This window comes from Aliisedimentitalea sp. MJ-SS2 (assembly GCF_032586155.1).
Taxonomy (GTDB): domain Bacteria; phylum Pseudomonadota; class Alphaproteobacteria; order Rhodobacterales; family Rhodobacteraceae; genus JAWHTC01.
Map to the genome: position 1 here is coordinate 689,982 of NZ_JAWHTC010000001.1, position 17,181 is coordinate 707,162.

Below are 17,181 nucleotides of genomic sequence, written 5' to 3' on the forward strand. Positions count from 1 at the left end.
AACCGGCTGACTTGCAAGGACAAAGGCCTGCAATGGCCCGAGTGGGTAGTGTTTTCAGTCGAGACGACGCTTGGATATCGTGTTTTCTCCGGTGTTGCAGGCATATGCCGCCCAAAACTGAACTCGTCAGTTCAGTTTAAGCGCGGTGCGGCTGCGTGACAAGCGGTGCCGGTTTGCAAAAAGCGGGATGTGACACGGTTGTCGCGACAAGTCGCGCCCGTGTTTTCACCGGCTGGTTGCTGCCAACCGGCGAGGGTGGGGGGATCGGCATCGGGATGCGGTGCGGCAGCCCTTGGCAGGGCCGGGAGGCTGGGGTAAGAGGGGCGAAACACATCAAGGGGGCGCGCGGGTGAGCGAGACCGACAGTTTCATTGAAGAAGTGACCGAGGAAGTGCGGCGCGACCGATTGTTCGGGTTGATGCGGCGCTATGGCTGGATTGCGGTTCTGGCGGTTCTGCTGCTGGTGGGCGGTGCCGCCTATAACGAGTGGAGCAAAGCCAAGACGCGGGCCCAGGCCGAGGCCACCGGGGACGCGATGATCGCGGCGCTGCGCGACAACGATCCGTTGAAACGTGCGGTGGCTTTGGGCGAGTTGGACTCCGAAAGCCCTGGCGCGCGCGCCGTGGCGGTGATGTTAGCTGCAGGAGAGCAGGTTACGACCGGTGATTTTGACCTGGCCGCCAAGGCGCTGCAGACCCTGGTCGATGATGGCGAGCTACCACTCGTCTATCGGCAAGTTGCCGGGTTCAAGCGGTTGATGATCCTGGGCAGTGATCTGAGCGTTGAAGACCGGCGCAAGGGTTACGAGGCGCTGATCGGACCGGGCTCGCAGCTAAGGTTGCTCGCAGAAGAGCAACTTGCGCTGATCGACATCGAAACCGGAGAGACCAAGGCAGCTGCAGAGCGGTTGCAGGCGATCATCAGTGATGCGGAAGCGACGCCGGGCTTGCGTCAGCGCGCATCTCAGTTGATGGTGGCAATGGGCGTTGAGCCCGAGCTGATCCCGGGAACGCAGGGTGAGGCGGATCAATAACGGCCGCGAAGGCCGATAAGGACGAGGGTGAGGCCATGACACGGGCATTCATGACAGGATCAGGCAAAAACGCAGAACAAGCACGGCCGCGCGGTTGGTTGTCCGGCAGCGTGGCGGTCGGGCTTGGCCTGACAATCATGTTGTCGGCGTGCGAAAAGCGCGAGGAAATCCTGCCCGGCAAACGCGAGCATCTGCGCGCGATCATGGAAGACGATGCCGGCGCAGCCAATGATGTGGTGCCCGAGAACCGAACCCTGCCGGTGAAGCTTGGCAAAACCACCACCAACAAGGCCTGGACGCAGCGCCATGGCACGCCCGAGACACGTACGGACCACCCGGCCTTTTCCGGTGCGATGCAAATGCTTTGGAGCGCCAGGATCGGGGCCGGCGAAAACCGCCGCCACCGGATCGTGGCCGATCCGGTCGTCGCCGGCAGCCGGGTCTTCACATTGGATTCCGAGGCCACCGTGGCGGCAACGGCCACAGATGGCACCGCGGTCTGGAGTGTCGACCTGCGCCCGGAAGGTGAGGGCAGCAAGGATGCCACAGGCGGAGGGTTGGCCTATGCCAAGGGGTCGCTCTTTGTCACGTCGGGGTTTGGTCGATTGACCGCGTTGGACGTGAAGACCGGCGAGGTGCAATGGACCCAGCGGCTGGGCGAGACGGCCACGGGCGCGCCTACCGTCAAGAACGGCGTCGTTTTCCTGACCGCGGGCGACAACACCGCCTGGGCCGTGAACGCGGAAAGCGGCCGGATCGAGTGGCAGCTTGATGCCACACCGAGCCGCAACAACGTGCTGGGGGCTCCGGCACCTGCGGTGAACGACCAGGTGGCGATTTTCGCCTTTGGCTCGGGCGAGGTGCAAGCGGCATTCCGTGGTGGCGGGTTGCGCGTCTGGGACGCAGTGATTTCGGGACAGCGCCCGGCGCTGGCGCGCACACGGGTTTCTGACATAACCGGCGACCCGGTGATCGCGGGCCAGAACGTCTATGTCGGTAGCCATTCCGGCCGCCTGGTGGCGATGAAAGCCTCGACCGGCGAGCGGCTGTGGACCGCAAATGAAGGCGCGATGAACCCGGTCTGGGTGGCCGGTAGATCGGTCTTCCTGGTGACAGACCGCAACGAGCTGGTGCGGCTGGATGCCGAGGACGGCAGCCGGATCTGGGGCACGGAGTTGCCCTTGTTCGTCAAGGATCGTCCGCGTCGCCAGAAAGAGATCTTCGCCCATTACGGCCCGGTCATGGCCGGTGGCAAGCTGATCGTGGCCAGCAATGATGGCGTGATTCGGAAATATGAACCGTCTTCGGGCGAGCTGGTTGGGACGGCGGAAATCCCTGGCGGGGCCACCACAAACCCGGTTTTTGCCGGTGGCGTGATGTATGTGGTGTCGACCAAGGGCGAGCTTTACGCTTTCCGTTGAGCCAAAGCTGGTATATCGGGGCGGCTTGATCGCCTTGGAGCATGAAAGATGAGCTTTACCCTGGCCATCGTGGGACGCCCGAACGTGGGCAAGTCCACGCTGTTCAACCGCCTTGTTGGCAAACGCCTGGCGCTGGTCGATGACCAGCCCGGGGTGACGCGTGACCTGCGCGAAGGTGCCGCCAAGCTGGGTGATCTGAAATTCACGGTGATCGACACGGCCGGGCTGGAAGAGGCCACCGACGACAGCCTGCAGGGGCGGATGCGACGGTTGACCGAACGCGCAGTGGACATGGCCGATATCTGCCTGTTCATGATTGATGCACGCGCCGGGGTGACGCCGTCTGACGAGGTGTTTGCCGATATTCTGCGCAAACGGAGCGCCCATGTGATCCTGGCTGCCAACAAGGCCGAGGGATCGGCGGCGGATGCAGGGGTCTACGAGGCTTTCGGGCTTGGGCTGGGCGAGCCGATCCGGCTGTCGGCGGAGCATGGCGAGGGTCTCAATGAGCTTTACTCGGTGTTGATGCCGCTGGCCGATGAATATGCCGAGCGTGAAGACGAACAGACACCGGAAACAGAAGTCGACATCTCAGAAGACGACGACGAAGCGGGTTTCGTCATGCCGACTGCTTCCAAGCCGTTGCAGATTGCGGTGGTGGGGCGGCCCAATGCCGGGAAATCGACCCTGATCAACAAGATACTGGGCGAAGATCGTCTGTTGACGGGCCCGGAAGCGGGGATCACGCGAGACGCGATTTCGCTGAAGCTCGACTGGGACGGGTTGCCGGTACGGGTGTTCGATACCGCCGGGATGCGCAAGAAAGCCAAGGTGCAGGACAAGCTCGAAAAGCTGTCCGTCTCGGACGGGTTGCGGGCGGTGAAGTTTGCCGAAGTGGTGGTCGTGCTGCTGGATGCGGCGATTCCGTTCGAGCAGCAGGATTTGCGGATTGCCGACCTGGCCGAACGGGAAGGCCGCGCGGTGGTCGTTGCCGTCAACAAGTGGGATGTGGAAGACGAAAAGCAGCAGAAGCTGCGTGACTTGAAGGAAGCATTCGAACGGTTGTTGCCGCAGCTGAAGGGCGCGCCGCTGATCACCGTGTCGGCCAAAACCGGCCGCGGGCTGGACCGGCTCAAGGGCGCGGTCCTGCGCGCCTATGAGGTGTGGAACCGGCGGGTGCCAACGGCGCAGCTCAATCGCTGGCTCACCGGCATGGTCGAGGCCCATCCACCGCCCGCGCCCCAGGGCAAACGGATCAAGCTGCGTTACATGACCCAGGCCAAGACACGACCGCCGGGCTTTGTGGTGATGTGCAGTCACCCCGACAAGATGCCAGCGAGTTACACACGCTACCTGGTCAACGGGCTGCGGGTGGATTTCGATATGCCGGGTACGCCGATCCGTCTGACCATGCGGTCACAATCGGACAAGAACCCCTATAAGGGCCGCAAGAAGGCGGGGCCTTCGAAGCTGCGCAAGCACAAGCAAGGGCGGCGCGACTAGGGCACGCGGTGCGAACTGCAACCAAAGGGCTGGTTTTGATGGCTTTTTTTTCCGTGGTTCTCCCGTTAACGTTGTCCTTGCAGACGCTTTGTCTGTCAGTCTGATTTCCACGACTGGTCTGGGGGGATGATGGAAGAAATGAATATTCGCGAGTTTTCAAGACGTTACACGAAAAAAGACAATGCAATCGCCTGGCGCGAGACTGTGGTGACCGTGCTGGCCTACGCGGTGTTCATCGCATTGGCGGTGGCCTATGTGCATGTCTGGTGGGTGGTGGTGCCCGCGACGGTTCTGGCCGGGTTGATGGGGGTGCGGATATATATGATCCAGCACGACTGTATGCACGGAGCGTTTTTCACGTCGAAACGGCTAAATGACGTGTTGGGCGAGGTGTTGTCTCCGGTCTCGCTGAGCCCTTATGTGGCGACGAAATACAATCACAACCTGCACCATGCCTTTGTCGGCAATCTGGATCATCGCGAGGCGTTTGAGATCGACATCATGACGGTGGACGAGTACCGAAACGCGCCGATACTGCGAAAGCTGTGGTACCGGTTCTATCGCAGCAGGTTCACGCTTTTGGTGGTAGGCCCCTTCGTGCTCTACCTGATCCTGCGACGGTTCCCGCGCAACGGGATCAAGACCGGGGTGAAATGGGTGGTCCTGCATGACGCGATGGTGCTGGGCTACTTCGCCTTCATGTACTGGATGGCCGGTTGGGCCGGGGTTCTGGTCCTCTTGGGGTCAATCTATGTGGGTTCGACCTTTGGCGCAGTCATCCCTTACGTGGTGCATAATTTCGAGCAGGTCTATTGGGGGCGAAAACCCGAATATACCTATCAGAAAGGCGCGCTGGAGGGTTCGTCCGTGCTGCGCTTTGGCGACTGGTTCGACCGGTTGACGTTGAACATCGCCTATCACGACCTACATCACCTGAACGCCAATATCCCGGCCTACCGATTGAAGCATTGTTACGAAGAATCGGGCGATCTGCTGCACAGCTACGAGATCGGGTTTTTCGAGGCGATGAGTTGTTACGGCTGGAAGCTCTATGACGAGGAGGCGCACAAGATGGTGCGGTTCTCGGCGGCAAGGCTGCCGGGGGCAGCGGGGACACCGGCCGAATAAAAAAAGCGGCCCCGCGTATGGGGCCGCTCGTCACGACTTGGCGCGGCGCCTCTCGTATTACACCAACTCGCCCAAAGCGGTCAGGCGGGTCTTGCCGCGCAGATACATTTGCAGAGCCTCGGGCAGGTCGACCGAGCCGTCTTCCTGCTGGCCGTTTTCCAGCACCGCGATCAGGCAGCGGCCGACGGCGAGGCCGGAGCCGTTCAGGGTATGAACGAATTGCGGTTTGCCGCCCTCGGCGGGTTTGAACCGGGCGTTCATCCGACGGGCCTGAAAATCACCGCAGACCGAGACCGAGCTGATCTCGCGATAGGTGTTCTGACCGGGCAGCCAGACCTCGATGTCGTGGGTTCGTTGTGCGCCAAAGCCCATGTCACCGGTACAGAGAACGATGGTGCGATAGGGCAGGCCCAGCTTTTCCAAGATGCCTTCGGCGCATTTGGTCATGCGGTCAAGCTCGTCGCGGCTGTTATCCGGGTGGGTGATCGAGACCATTTCGACCTTTTCGAACTGGTGCTGGCGCAGCATGCCCGACGTGTCGCGCCCGGCGCTGCCGGCTTCCGAGCGGAAACATTGCGAATGGGCGCAGTAGCGCTGGGGCAGGGTGGCTTCGTCGACGGTTTCACCGTTGACGATGTTGGTCAGCGTCACCTCGGACGTGGGGATCAACCAAAGCTCCTCGCTTGTAGGCGCCCGTTCGTAGATCTCTTCGACGACATCTTCGAGTTTCGCGCCGCCATTGCAGAGTTTGTCTATGTCGGATGGAGCTTTGTACTCAGTCAAAGCTTCTTTTCCAAGTTTCGTTCGTCCACCTAGTGTCGCGCCAAAGTAGGAATCTTCCGCAAACTTTGGTAGCTGCCCAGTTCCGTACATCATGTCATTGCGCACCAGCACCGGAGCCCAGGTCTCGGTCAACCCGTTTTCCTCGATATGGGTGTCGATCATGAACTGTGCCAGGGCGCGATGGATTCGGGCGATGGCGCCTTGCAGGACGACGAAGCGGCTACCGCTGAGTTTGGCGGCCAGTTCGAAATTCATGCCGGGTTTTACCCCATCGAGCTCATAGTGTTCCTTGGCAGTGAACCCCATCTCGCGGGGTGTACCCCATCGATGGATTTCGACGTTGTCGTCTTCGTCTGCGCCAATCGGCACGTCCTCGAACGCGAGGTTGGGGATGGTTTCAAGGACGGCGGTCAGTTGCCGGTCGAGGTCCTTGGCCTCGGTCTGCATTGCGGCGACCTCGGCTTTCTTGGCGGCGACCTCTTCGCGCAGGCGGTTGAACTCGTCGTCATTGCCGGCGGCCTTTGCGGCACCAATGGCCTTTGCTGCTTTGTTCTGATCTGCCTGGGCAGTTTCGGCAGCGAGGATCTTGGCGCGCCGCGCCTCGTCCAGTTCAAGGATCGACGACGACATCGGCGCATCCCCGCGGCGGGCGATTGCCGCGTCAAAGGCGGCGGGGTTTTCGCGGATGGCACGGATGTCATGCATCGGTCTTGTCCTTTTGAATCGGGTTATCAGTGCGGGCCTTATGGCCGATTTTGGGGGGGATGGTAAACGGGGGATTGAAATGGGGCCAAATGGTGGGTTGAAAACCCACCCTACGCAGGGAAAACCGGGGTCGCGGGGATTGCAAAGGCCTATGCTAGAGCATAGGTTCCGCCAAACCCGCGCGGGGGGTGCCGCGCCAGACACATTCGGAAAGGATTTCCCATGGAAGGCGCTGCCTCTCTTCTCCCGCTTATTCTGATTTTCGGGATCATGTATTTCCTGCTGATCCGCCCACAGCAGAAGAAGATGAAAGAACACCAGACCATGGTCGAAGCGCTACGCCGGGGTGACCAGGTTATCACCCAGGGTGGGATCGTCGGCAAGGTGACCAAGGTCAAGGACGATGGCGAGGTCATGGTCGAAATCGCCGACGGGGTGCAGATCCGCGTGATCAAGCACACCATTGCCCAGGTTCTGAACAAGACCGAACCGGCAGCCAACGCCTAAGGGGGCAGGTGTGTTTCGCGTCCTTGCAACTGTATCGTCGGTTCTGTTTGCGGCCTTTGCGGCGCAGGCGGATGAGTGCGATGGCGCGTTTACGCTGTTGGCGTGGACCGGGCAGGGCAGCGATTACACCGAAGCCGAGATAAGCGATGCGGGGAATTTTGCAGGGCCTGCATTGGCGACGGCGACGGATGTTGCCGCTGCCGAACTGGTCACGGACTATGCCGGGTCCCCCGCCGTCAAGGTGGTCCTGACGGAGGATGCGGCAGAGCGGTTTGCGCAAGCCACGGCCGGGATGATTGGCAAGCCAATGGCGATCGTGGCCCGGGGACGGGTTCTGAGTGCGCCAATTGTACAGGACCGGATCGCTGGAGGTCAGATGATCGTGACCGGCGGGTTCGACCGAAACGAGGCAAGGGCCTTGATGGCGACGTTTGACGCCTGTGGCGCCGAGCAGGAGAAACAATAGATGCTTCAGATTGATAGCTGGAAGCGCGTGCTGATCTGGCTCACCGTCGTGGTGGGTATGGTGCTGGCGCTACCTAACGGGTTCTACACGCGGGTCGAAACCCACAACGATGCGGTCAAGGCGCTGGAAGATGGCGGCGCCGCGCCGGGACTGGAAGACCAGGTGGCGCTTTGGCCAAGCTGGCTGCCCTCCGGGCTGGTCAATCTGGGGCTCGATCTGCGGGGCGGGGCGCACCTGTTGGCCGAGGTCAAGGTCGAGGATGTCTACAAGGCGCGGATCAAGAGCATGTGGCCGGAAATCCGCGACATGCTGCGCGAAGAGCGGGCCACGATTGGCACGATCCGGCTGCAGCCAAGCGCCGAAGATATGCTGAAGATCAAGATTTCCAAGGCCGAGCAGGTGCAGGAGGCCGCAGGCCTGGTGCGCGGGCTGTCACGCCCGGTGGTTAGCCTGACCGGGGCCGGGGCGTCGGATATAGAAGTGAGCGTCGACGGCGACCAGGTGGTGGTGCAGTTGAGCGAAGCCGAGAAGGTGGCCACCGATGACCGCACCGTGCGCCAGGCGCTGGAGATCATCCGCAACCGGATCGACGAGGTCGGCACCCGTGAGCCGACGATCCAGCGCCAAGGTGCCAAGCGTATCCTGATCCAGGTGCCGGGCATTGGCAGCGCCGGGGAGTTGAAACGCATCATCGGAACCACGGCGCAGCTGACCTTTCAGCCAGTTGTCACCCGGACGACGGATGAAACCACACGTGTTGGTGCAGGAGAAGAACTGCTTCCCGATCGCAATGACAAAGATGTCTTCTACGTGCTGGAATCGGCGCCGGTTGTAACCGGTGAAGACCTGGTCGATGCCCAGCCAAGCTTTGATCAGAACGGATTGCCGGCGGTGACGTTTCGGTTCGATCCCTCTGGCGCGCGTCGATTTGGTGACTATACGGCAGAGAACATCGGCAATCCCTTCGCCATCGTGCTGGATGGCAAGGTGGTAAGCGCGCCGACGATCCAGAGCCACATTCCGGGCGGATCGGGGATAATCACCGGGCGGTTCACGCTGGAGGAAAGCACCGAACTGGCGGTTCTGCTGCGGGCAGGTGCCTTGCCAGCGGGCCTGACCTTCGAGGAAGAGCGGACCATCGGGCCGGAACTGGGTGCCGACAGTATCGAGGCGGGCAAGATCGCCTGTATCGTGGCGTTTGTCGGGGTGCTGATCTTCATGTTCCTGAGCTATGGCACCTTTGGCCTGTTTGCCAATATCGCGCTGATCGTCAACGTGGGGCTGATCTTTGGTCTGCTGAGCCTGATCGGGGCGACACTGACCCTGCCGGGGATTGCCGGGATCGTATTGACCATCGGGATGGCGGTGGACGCCAACGTTCTGGTGTTCGAACGGATCCGCGAGGAGTTGAAGACCGCCAAAGGGCCGGCGCGGGCGATTGACCTGGGCTATGAAAAGGCCCTGAGCGCGATTATTGACGCCAACATCACCACCTTCATCACCGCCGTGATCCTTTACGCGGTGGGATCGGGGCCTGTGAGGGGCTTCTCGATCACGCTGGGGATCGGCATCCTGACCTCGGTCTTCACGGCCATTTTCGTAACCCGCCTGATCGTGGTGATGTGGTTTGAACGCCGCCGCCCGAAAACGCTGGAGGTATAAGCCATGCGTCTGAGACTTGTACCCAAGAACACCAAATGGGACTTTTTCGACTGGTCCGGCGTTACGCTTGGGGCGTCGGTTCTCGCGGTGATAGCATCGGTGGTGCTGGCTGTGTTGGTGGGGCTCAACTTCGGCATCGATTTTCGCGGCGGGACGATGATCCGCACCGAAAGCGCGCAGCCGATCGATATTGGAGACTACCGTGATGCGATTGCGCCGCTTGATCTGGGTGACGTGACCATCACTGAAGTATTCGATCCCAATTTCGATGCAGATCAGAACGTGGCCTTGATCCGGATTCAGGCCCAGGAGGGCGGCGAGAGTGTATCAGCCGAACTAACCGAGGCGGTCGAAGCCGGCTTGAAGACCGTGGCGCCGGACATCCGTTTTGTCGGGGTCGAATCGGTGAGCCCGAAAGTATCGGGAGAATTGATCATGACCGCGGTTTACGCGGTGCTGATGGCGATTGCTGCCGTGCTGGTCTATATCTGGCTGCGCTTTGAGTGGCAGTTCGCGGTGGGCGCCGTAGCGGCGCTTGTGCATGACGTGGTAATCACCATCGGGGTGTTCTCGATCCTGCAGATTCGGTTCGACCTGGCGATCATCGCGGCGCTTCTGACCATTGTTGGTTACTCTCTCAACGATACCGTGGTCGTTTTCGACCGGGTGCGCGAGAACCTGCGTAAATACAAGAAGATGGACCTCAAGGAGGTTCTGAACCTGTCGATCAACGAGACCCTGAGCCGAACGGTGATGACCTCGGTCACCACGCTTTTGGCGCTGGGTTCACTCTATGTGCTGGGCGGCGACGTGATCCGCGGTTTCGTCTTCGCGATGATCATGGGTGTAGTGATCGGGACCTATTCGTCGGTCTTCGTGGCCTCGGTCATCCTGCTGCGGCTTGGAGTCAAGCGGGACTGGTCCAAGACAGATGGCGGCGCGGGCACGCAATTTGCCAACATCGATGCCTGATGGCTGAGGCGCTGACCCAGGCGCTGGCCATTCCCGGCATCGCCTGGGTCTTTGTCGCCGCCTTTGTATCAGGGATCGTGCGCGGTTTTGCCGGTTTTGGCACCGCGATGATCTTCCTGCCGGTGGCAGCGCAGGTGCTGGAGCCGATCTGGGCCGTGACCGTATTGGCGGTGATGGACATGATCGGGCCGCTTCCCGCCATTCCACGGGCTTTGAAAGACGGGCATCCGCGGGACCTGTTGCGATTGGCGGTCGGTGCCATGTTGGCCTTGCCCTTGGGATTGGCCGTACTGTTCGCGGTCGACCCATCGGTGTTCAAGGTGGCGGTGTCGCTGTTAAGTCTGGGTCTTCTGGCGGCGCTGATCTCGGGGCTGCGCTATCGCGGCGAACTGACCAAACCCATGGTCTATGGCACCGGGGCAATGGCGGGGTTCCTGGGCGGCGCTGTGGCTATTCCAGGGCCGCCGGTGATCCTTTTGTACATGGCAAGCCCGCATCCGGCGCAGGTGGTGCGGGCCAACAACACCGTGTTCCTGTTCAGCTATGACATTCTGATGCTGATCGGGTTGGCGATTGGTGGCAAGCTTCTGGTCGGGTCGGTTGTGCTTGGCCTGATCACCGCCTTGCCCTATCTGGCAGGCAACCTGACCGGCGGCTGGCTGTTCCGGCCGGGGTTGGAACGGGTCTATCGCTGGGTCGCCTATGCAATCATTGCCACCTCGGCCCTGTCGGGGTTGTGGTCGGTTATCGGAGGATAAAGCGGATGCAGATCAACGAGATCGAAATGGGTGGGTTGAAACCCATTGAAGGCTATGGGCCGGGGTTTTTCCGCGTTGGCGGCGAAGTGCTGCAAGGCCCGGTTCTGGTCACTCCCGAAGGGCCCGGGGGCTGGAATGGCCTGGAAGATCGGGAGACCGTTTTGGCGCTCGCCGGAGAGATCGATGTGATCCTGTTTGGCATGGGCGAAGAGATTGCGCTCTTGCCCGGTGATTTACGCGAGGCCATTGAAAGGGCCGGCATGGGGGCGGAAGTCATGAGTACATCTGCGGCCTGCCGGACCTGGAATATCCTGGCCGCCGAGGGACGGCGTGTGGCGCTGGCGGCGGTGCCGATCTGACCTGACGTGGGTCAAGGCGCGGCAAGAAGATGGGTTTAGTCTGGGCGAAGCTTGGGATAAGGCGGACGCATGGTACTTGAGGTCACGGATCTGGCGGTTGCGCGGGGCGGCATTCCCGTTCTGGAGGGGCTGAGTTTTCGGCTCGAACCGGGGCGGGCGTTGATTTTGCGCGGGCCCAATGGGATTGGCAAGACGACCCTGCTCAGGACTATTGCCGGGTTGCAGCCTGCCTTGAAGGGCACGATCGGGCTGGACCGCGAGGCGATGGCCTATGCCGCCCACGCGGACGGGATCAAATCAACCCTGAGCGTCGAGGAAAACCTGGCGTTTTGGGCCAGTGTGTTTGGCACCGGGAGCATTTCCGGTGCATTGAACGGATTTGCCTTGAACGAGTTGAAGCGGCGTCCTGCGGGCGCGTTGTCTGCCGGGCAGAAGCGCCGGCTTGGCCTGGCGCGTTTGCTTGTGACCGGGCGGCCGGTCTGGGTGCTGGACGAACCGACGGTGTCTCTTGACGTGGAGGCGGTGGCGATGTTCGGTGCCGCCATCCGGGCGCATCTCGCGGATGGTGGCATGGCGCTAATTGCGACCCATATCGACCTCGGTCTGGATGAGGCCGAGGTTTTCGACGTGGGGCCGTTCAAGGCCAAGGCCCCGGCGCCGGAGAATTTCGACGAGGTATTCCTGTGATCGCGCTTCTGATTCGCGACTTGCGGCTGGCCATTCGTGCCGGCGGGGGCTTTGGCCTTGGCCTTGCGTTCTTTCTGATCGTGGTGGTGCTGGTGCCGTTTGGTGTCGGGCCGGAAACCGGACTGTTGGCGCGGATTGCGCCGGGGATTTTGTGGTTGGGTGCTCTCTTGGCCTGCCTGTTGTCGCTGGATCGAATCTTTGCGCTCGATTGGGAAGATGGCTCACTGGATCTGGTGGCGACCTCGCCCTTGCCGCTGGAGGGGATCGTTTCGATCAAAGCGTTGGCGCATTGGCTGACCACCGGCCTGCCGCTGGTGGTGGCGACTCCGTTGTTCGGATTGCTGTTGAGTCTGCCGGTGGCGGGCTATGTGCCGATGGTGTTGTCGCTGCTTATTGGCACGCCCGCGCTGAGTGTGATTGGAACCTTTGGCGCGGCGCTGACCGTGGGGTTGAAGCGCGGTGGGCTATTGTTGAGCCTGTTGGTATTGCCGCTCTACGTCCCGACACTGATTTTCGGCGCCGAGATGGCGCGGCGTGGAGCCGAGGGGCTGGAGACGACCACGCCCATGATGATGCTGGCGGGGATCAGTTTTGGGGTGATGGCGTTGCTGCCCTTTGCTTCTGCTGCGGTGTTGCGGGTGAACCTGCGCTGAAGCGTTTGGTTTGACGACATGAGCAAGGGTCCAGCCGATGGCCCTTACGCACCAAATGTGCACCGCGCCCCCCGGTAAATCCTCAGTCAGATGAAGGGGCGAGCGGTTTTGCAATTTGGCGTGGCGTACCTAGATTGAGGGGAGGAGACAGCCCCATGAGCAATGTTGCACGATATTGGCGGATGGATGAGGACGGGCGGATCGTCTGTGAGCTTTGCCCGAGATTCTGTGCGCTGCGCGAAGGACAGCGAGGCATGTGTTTCGTGCGGATGCGCAAAGACGACCAGTTGATCCTGGATACCTACGGACGCTCATCCGGGTTCTGCATTGATCCGATCGAAAAGAAGCCGCTAAGCCATTTTCTACCGGGGACACCAGTGCTGAGTTTCGGCACGGCTGGCTGCAATCTGGCCTGCAAATTCTGCCAGAACCACGAGATGTCGACGAGCCGCGACACGGACATGCTGAGCCAGGAGGCGAGCGCCGAGTTGATTGCGTCCTATGCTGCGAATGCCGGGTGTCGGTCAGTCGCGTACACTTACAATGATCCGGTGATTTTCCTGGAATACGCGGTGGACATTGCCGAGGCTTGCCGGGTGCGCGGGGTAAAAAACGTGGCAGTGACGGCCGGTTACATAAGCGAGGCGGCGCGGCCCGAGTTTTTCCATGCGATGGATGCAGCCAATATCGATCTGAAAGGCTTTACCGAGCGGTTCTACAGGAAGCTGACCGGGGCGGAGATGGCGCCGGTGCTTGATAGTATCGCCTATGCGGTGAACGAGACTGGCTGCTGGGTCGAACTGACCGTGTTGCTGATTCCAGGTGAGAATGACAGCCCTGGCGAAATTGCCGGGATGTGCCGCTGGGTGGTGGAGAATTGCGGGTCGGACGTGCCGGTACATTTCACCGCCTTCACGCCGCAACACAGGTTGATGGACCGGGACAAGACGCCGGTGGACAGCCTGCTCAGGGCGCGGGCAATTGCCAAAGACATCGGGGTGAACCACGCCTATATCGGCAATGTGCATCACGTGGAGGCGCAGTCGAGCTATTGCACGGGCTGTGGCAAAAGGGTGATAGAGCGTGACTGGCATTTGCTGTCGGATTGGCAGTTGGACGGGCAAGGGCGCTGCAAAGCTTGTGGCATGCAGATGCCCGGTGTGTTTGATGGCCCGCCGGGCGATTGGGGGCGCAAGAGGCGGCCAGTGCGATTGGTGGACAACGACGCTGTTGCCCGGTGATGGGATTGTGATCCGATCAGGGCTGGAAAACCGCGCCGATTTAAGGCAGATCAAGGCGGTGCTTGTCCGGCACGATAAACCGGACGGCAACATGATCAAAAATGTCAGGAATGGCGCATGAATCTCAACGCGCTTTGGGAATACGCGAACCCGCTGAAATTTATCCGGACGACGGAACGGGCCTTACCCTATTTCGCCGCCTTGGCGTTTGTCTGCCTTGTTGGCGGGCTGGTCTGGGGGTTCTTCTTTACCCCGGATGATTACCGCCAGGGGTCGACCGTCAAGATCTTCTACATCCACGTGCCAAGCGCGATGATGGCGATCAATGTCTGGGCGATGATGCTGGTGACGTCACTGGTCTGGCTAGTGAGGCGTCACCATGTCAGCGCGCTGGCGGCGCGTGCCGCCGCCCCGATCGGGGCGACGATGACGGTGATTGCGCTGGCCACAGGGGCCATCTGGGGCCAACCGATGTGGGGCACCTGGTGGGCGTGGGATCCGCGGCTGACCTCGTTTCTGATCCTGTTCCTGTTCTATCTTGGTTACATGGCGCTGTGGTCGGCGATTGAGAATGACGATACGGCGGCGGACTTGACCAGCGTGCTGTGTCTGGTGGGGTCGGTCTTTGCAATCCTCAGCCGTTATGCGGTGAATTTCTGGAACCAGGGACTGCATCAGGGGGCGTCGCTGAGCCTCGACAACGAAGAAAACGTGGCGGATGTGTTCTGGTATCCGGCACTGGTAACGATTGCCGGGTTCGTGTTTCTGTTCATCGTTCTGGTAATCATTCGCACCAATACGGAAATTCGCGCCCGCCGGATGCGCGCGCTATTGGCACGGGAGCGCTTGGGATGATGCCGGATCTGGGAAAATACGCCGAGGCGGTTTTGACCTCGTATGCAGTGTCGCTGGGGCTGATCGCGGTGTTGATCTTCGCGTCGGTCATGCGGTCGCTCAAGGTCAAGGCCGAGCTTGAAGACGTTGAGACGCGGAGGTCGAACGATGGCTAAGGTAAGTCCTTTGATGGTGGCGCCGCCGCTGGTTTTTGCAGCCCTTGCAGGGTTGTTTTTCTGGGGGATGGCACGCGAAGATGCCGATGTGTTGCCGTCGCAGTTGATCGGCAAGCCAGTGCCTCCGGTGGAACTGTCGCAGCTGGGGCCGACGCCCTTGCTGACCAATGAGGTGCTGGCCGAGCCTGGGGTGAAGCTGGTGAATTTCTGGGGCACCTGGTGTGTGGCTTGCCGGGCCGAGCACCCGACGCTGCTGTGGATGAGGGACAATCTGGATGTGCCGCTGCATGGGATCAATTTTGACGATACCACGGCGCGGGCGCTGGCCTATCTGGAAGAGGATGGCAACCCGTTTGCGGCCCTGGGTGAGGCCAAGACGGCACGGACAAAGATTGACTGGGGCGTCTACGGCGCGCCCGAAACCTTCATCATCGATGCCAATGGGATTGTGGTGTTGCGATGGGCCGGACCAATCACCAAACGGGTGCTGGAAAGCGATATCCTGCCGGCGATCGAAAAAGCCAAGGCGGCTGGCAGCGGAAGCTGACCACGAGTTTTCACGGCAATGCGAGACCCGGCTGCGCAGTCAGCGTATCAGGTTGGGGCGGATGCGCAGCTTGCGGCGTTTTTCCTGCGGCAGGTGCCGATTGAGCCTGGCGTTGATCAATCCGAAAATCCCGATGATGCAGAGCGTCAGCAGGATGAAATACCCTGCCAGTATCGGGTAGGGGATGAACGGGTTGAAAGTTTTGTCGGCGAAATAGTTGGCATAGTAGAGCGCATCGCCGCGTTGCTGCCAGGCCGGGAAGCCGGAGAAGAATACCAGCGTCGTGGCATGGAACAGGAAGATCGCCTCGTTTGTATAGGCGGGCCAGGCCAGCCGCATGGCGGTGGGCCAGATGATGCGGCGAAAGCGGGGATAGCCGGTGAAGCCATAGGCATCTGCCGCCTCGACATCGCCTTTGGGGACCGAGCGCAGGGCGCCGTAGAAGATCTCACCCGAATAGGCGGCGGTGTTGAAGAACAGCACCACCAGCGCGCCCAGCCACGCAGCAGTGAAGGGGGTGAAGATCGGTGCGACCGACTTCAGGCTGAGAAACAGGAAATAGCCGAAGAAGAACTGCACGAAGAGTGGTGAGCCGCGGAAGATGAAGATGAACCATTCCGCCGGTTTGCGCAGCAGCGGGTTGTGTGTGCTTTTGGCAAGGGCCAGAGCGTTGGCGAGGAAGAACCCGGCGGCGAGGGCCAAAACTCCGAAGTAGATGTTCCACAACAGCCCCGAGCCGATCAGGGTGAACTGTTGGCACAGGGTGAAATCGTCCTTGGGCAGCAGGCGTTCGCCATGGCCCAGACTGCGAAGACCGTAGTCCTGGATCGTTTGCCAGCAGCTCATGCGCCCGCCTTTCTCAGCGCTTCGCCGCCGGTGGTGGCCTGGCCGCGCGAGAGTTTCTGGGTGAGCCGCTCCAACGCGATTTCAGAGATGCGGGTAAAGATCAGGTAGAAGACCAGAAGCGCGAGGAAATACCACATGCGCCAGTCGCCATGGGCATAATCGCTGTAGCGTGCAAGCTTGGCGCCGCCCAACTCGCGGGCCCAGTAAACGATGTCTTCGACGCCCAGAAGGAACAGCAGCGGGGTGGCTTTGATCAAAACCATCCAGAGATTGGAGAGGCCCGGTAGGGCGTAGATCCACATCTGCGGCACGAGGATGCGCCAGAAGGCCTGGTGGTGGGTCATGCCATAGGCTTCGGCGGTTTCGATCTGGGCTCGTGGTACAGAGCGCATGGCGCCAAAAAGAACGTTGGCCGCGAAGGCGCCGAAGACGATAGCGAAGGTCAGGACCGCGAGCGAAAAGCCGTAGGTTTCATGCACCCATTGGGGCGAACTGCCCAGGGGGAGTTTCGCTGCATCACAGACGACGAAATCATTGCCCTGTCGGATTGGCTCGGTCCAGTCAGGGCATTTGACCTTGTGGCGGGTCCATTCGAACATCTGGTCCAGCGCGATAACGAAGAAGAGGAAGAAGGCGATGTCAGGCACGCCGCGCACGATGGCTATATAGGTCTTGCCGATCCAAGACAGAGGGGCAAAGCGGGCGCGGGCGGACATGGCGCCGAGAAAGCCAAAGAGAAGCGCCGTGGGCGCCGTGATGGCAAGAAGCAGTAACACGGTGCCAAGCGACCAATAAAGCGACATGTGCTTGCCCGTGGTCAGGTAGCACGACAGCCATTTCAGGCCTTCTAGGGTTGTCGGATCGGCGCAGTAGGAAAACATGTGTGCTTTCGTGGATTAG

At 60.9% G+C, this 17,181-nt stretch carries 19 protein-coding genes; 16 read left to right on the forward strand and 3 right to left on the reverse strand.

Annotation, left to right across the window (positions count from 1 at the left end):
* Positions 1 to 349: 349 nt before the first annotated feature.
* The 4 genes from RXV86_RS03280 (at position 350) to RXV86_RS03295 (ending at position 5,085) form a co-directional block, all read left to right on the forward strand.
* Positions 350 to 1,033: a tetratricopeptide repeat protein gene (locus tag RXV86_RS03280; RefSeq protein WP_316297432.1), complete on the forward strand. Its 684-nt coding sequence runs from the start codon at positions 350 to 352 to the stop codon at positions 1,031 to 1,033.
* A 35-nt stretch (positions 1,034 to 1,068) separates the two neighbouring features.
* Positions 1,069 to 2,454 (forward strand): PQQ-binding-like beta-propeller repeat protein, encoded by a 1,386-nt coding sequence (locus tag RXV86_RS03285; protein ID WP_316297434.1) that lies wholly within the window; start codon positions 1,069 to 1,071, stop codon positions 2,452 to 2,454.
* 48 nt (positions 2,455 to 2,502) lie between these two features.
* A complete protein-coding gene (gene der / locus RXV86_RS03290) occupies positions 2,503 to 3,957 on the forward strand; it encodes a ribosome biogenesis GTPase Der (RefSeq protein ID WP_316297435.1) in 1,455 nt (484 codons plus the stop codon).
* A gap of 129 nt (positions 3,958 to 4,086) precedes the next feature.
* Positions 4,087 to 5,085 carry a fatty acid desaturase gene (locus tag RXV86_RS03295; RefSeq protein WP_316297437.1) on the forward strand — a complete coding sequence of 333 codons (999 nt, stop codon included), beginning with the start codon at positions 4,087 to 4,089 and terminating at the stop codon, positions 5,083 to 5,085.
* A gap of 57 nt (positions 5,086 to 5,142) precedes the next feature.
* Here RXV86_RS03295 and serS read toward each other — a convergent pair whose 3' ends face one another.
* Positions 5,143 to 6,573, reverse strand: a complete 1,431-nt coding sequence (gene serS / locus RXV86_RS03300; RefSeq protein WP_316297439.1) for a serine--tRNA ligase — start codon at positions 6,571 to 6,573, stop codon at positions 5,143 to 5,145.
* A gap of 222 nt (positions 6,574 to 6,795) precedes the next feature.
* On the opposite strand from serS, the gene yajC reads away from it, so the two are divergent.
* The 12 genes from yajC (at position 6,796) to RXV86_RS03360 (ending at position 15,435) form a co-directional block, all read left to right on the forward strand.
* Positions 6,796 to 7,080 carry a preprotein translocase subunit YajC gene (yajC, locus tag RXV86_RS03305; protein ID WP_316297441.1) on the forward strand — a complete coding sequence of 95 codons (285 nt, stop codon included), beginning with the start codon at positions 6,796 to 6,798 and terminating at the stop codon, positions 7,078 to 7,080.
* Between the two features lie 10 nt (positions 7,081 to 7,090).
* Entirely contained in the window at positions 7,091 to 7,546 is a 456-nt protein-coding gene (locus RXV86_RS03310; RefSeq protein WP_316297443.1) for a hypothetical protein, read from the forward strand.
* Positions 7,547 to 9,208, forward strand: coding sequence for a protein translocase subunit SecD (secD, locus tag RXV86_RS03315; RefSeq protein WP_316297445.1), 1,662 nt, complete (start codon positions 7,547 to 7,549; stop codon positions 9,206 to 9,208).
* 3 nt (positions 9,209 to 9,211) lie between these two features.
* Positions 9,212 to 10,180 (forward strand): protein translocase subunit SecF, encoded by a 969-nt coding sequence (secF, locus tag RXV86_RS03320; protein WP_316297447.1) that lies wholly within the window; start codon positions 9,212 to 9,214, stop codon positions 10,178 to 10,180.
* Positions 10,180 to 10,938: a sulfite exporter TauE/SafE family protein gene (locus RXV86_RS03325; RefSeq protein ID WP_316297448.1), complete on the forward strand. Its 759-nt coding sequence runs from the start codon at positions 10,180 to 10,182 to the stop codon at positions 10,936 to 10,938. Before secF ends, RXV86_RS03325 begins: the two co-directional genes overlap by 1 nt.
* 5 nt (positions 10,939 to 10,943) lie before the next feature.
* The gene (locus tag RXV86_RS03330) at positions 10,944 to 11,297 is read left to right on the forward strand and encodes an Mth938-like domain-containing protein (RefSeq protein WP_316297451.1); all 354 of its coding nucleotides are present in this window, start codon (positions 10,944 to 10,946) and stop codon (positions 11,295 to 11,297) included.
* Between the two features lie 69 nt (positions 11,298 to 11,366).
* Positions 11,367 to 11,984 carry a heme ABC exporter ATP-binding protein CcmA gene (gene ccmA / locus RXV86_RS03335; protein WP_316297452.1) on the forward strand — a complete coding sequence of 206 codons (618 nt, stop codon included), beginning with the start codon at positions 11,367 to 11,369 and terminating at the stop codon, positions 11,982 to 11,984.
* The gene (ccmB, locus tag RXV86_RS03340) at positions 11,981 to 12,637 is read left to right on the forward strand and encodes a heme exporter protein CcmB (RefSeq protein WP_316297453.1); all 657 of its coding nucleotides are present in this window, start codon (positions 11,981 to 11,983) and stop codon (positions 12,635 to 12,637) included. Before ccmA ends, ccmB begins: the two co-directional genes overlap by 4 nt.
* Positions 12,638 to 12,792: 155 nt before the next feature.
* Positions 12,793 to 13,878 carry an AmmeMemoRadiSam system radical SAM enzyme gene (gene amrS, locus RXV86_RS03345; protein ID WP_316297454.1) on the forward strand — a complete coding sequence of 362 codons (1,086 nt, stop codon included), beginning with the start codon at positions 12,793 to 12,795 and terminating at the stop codon, positions 13,876 to 13,878.
* 117 nt (positions 13,879 to 13,995) lie between these two features.
* Positions 13,996 to 14,733 (forward strand): heme ABC transporter permease, encoded by a 738-nt coding sequence (locus tag RXV86_RS03350; RefSeq protein WP_316297455.1) that lies wholly within the window; start codon positions 13,996 to 13,998, stop codon positions 14,731 to 14,733.
* Positions 14,730 to 14,888 (forward strand): heme exporter protein CcmD, encoded by a 159-nt coding sequence (gene ccmD, locus RXV86_RS03355; protein WP_316297456.1) that lies wholly within the window; start codon positions 14,730 to 14,732, stop codon positions 14,886 to 14,888. The genes RXV86_RS03350 and ccmD overlap by 4 nt, the downstream gene beginning before the upstream one ends.
* Positions 14,881 to 15,435 (forward strand): DsbE family thiol:disulfide interchange protein, encoded by a 555-nt coding sequence (locus tag RXV86_RS03360; RefSeq protein ID WP_316297458.1) that lies wholly within the window; start codon positions 14,881 to 14,883, stop codon positions 15,433 to 15,435. Before ccmD ends, RXV86_RS03360 begins: the two co-directional genes overlap by 8 nt.
* Positions 15,436 to 15,474: 39 nt before the next feature.
* Here the strand turns inward: RXV86_RS03360 and RXV86_RS03365 are convergent, their stop codons facing one another.
* A complete protein-coding gene (locus RXV86_RS03365; RefSeq protein ID WP_316297459.1) occupies positions 15,475 to 16,281 on the reverse strand; it encodes an ABC transporter permease subunit in 807 nt (268 codons plus the stop codon).
* Positions 16,278 to 17,162 (reverse strand): ABC transporter permease subunit, encoded by an 885-nt coding sequence (locus RXV86_RS03370; protein ID WP_316297460.1) that lies wholly within the window; start codon positions 17,160 to 17,162, stop codon positions 16,278 to 16,280. Before RXV86_RS03370 ends, RXV86_RS03365 begins: the two co-directional genes overlap by 4 nt.
* Positions 17,163 to 17,181 lie beyond the last annotated feature (19 nt).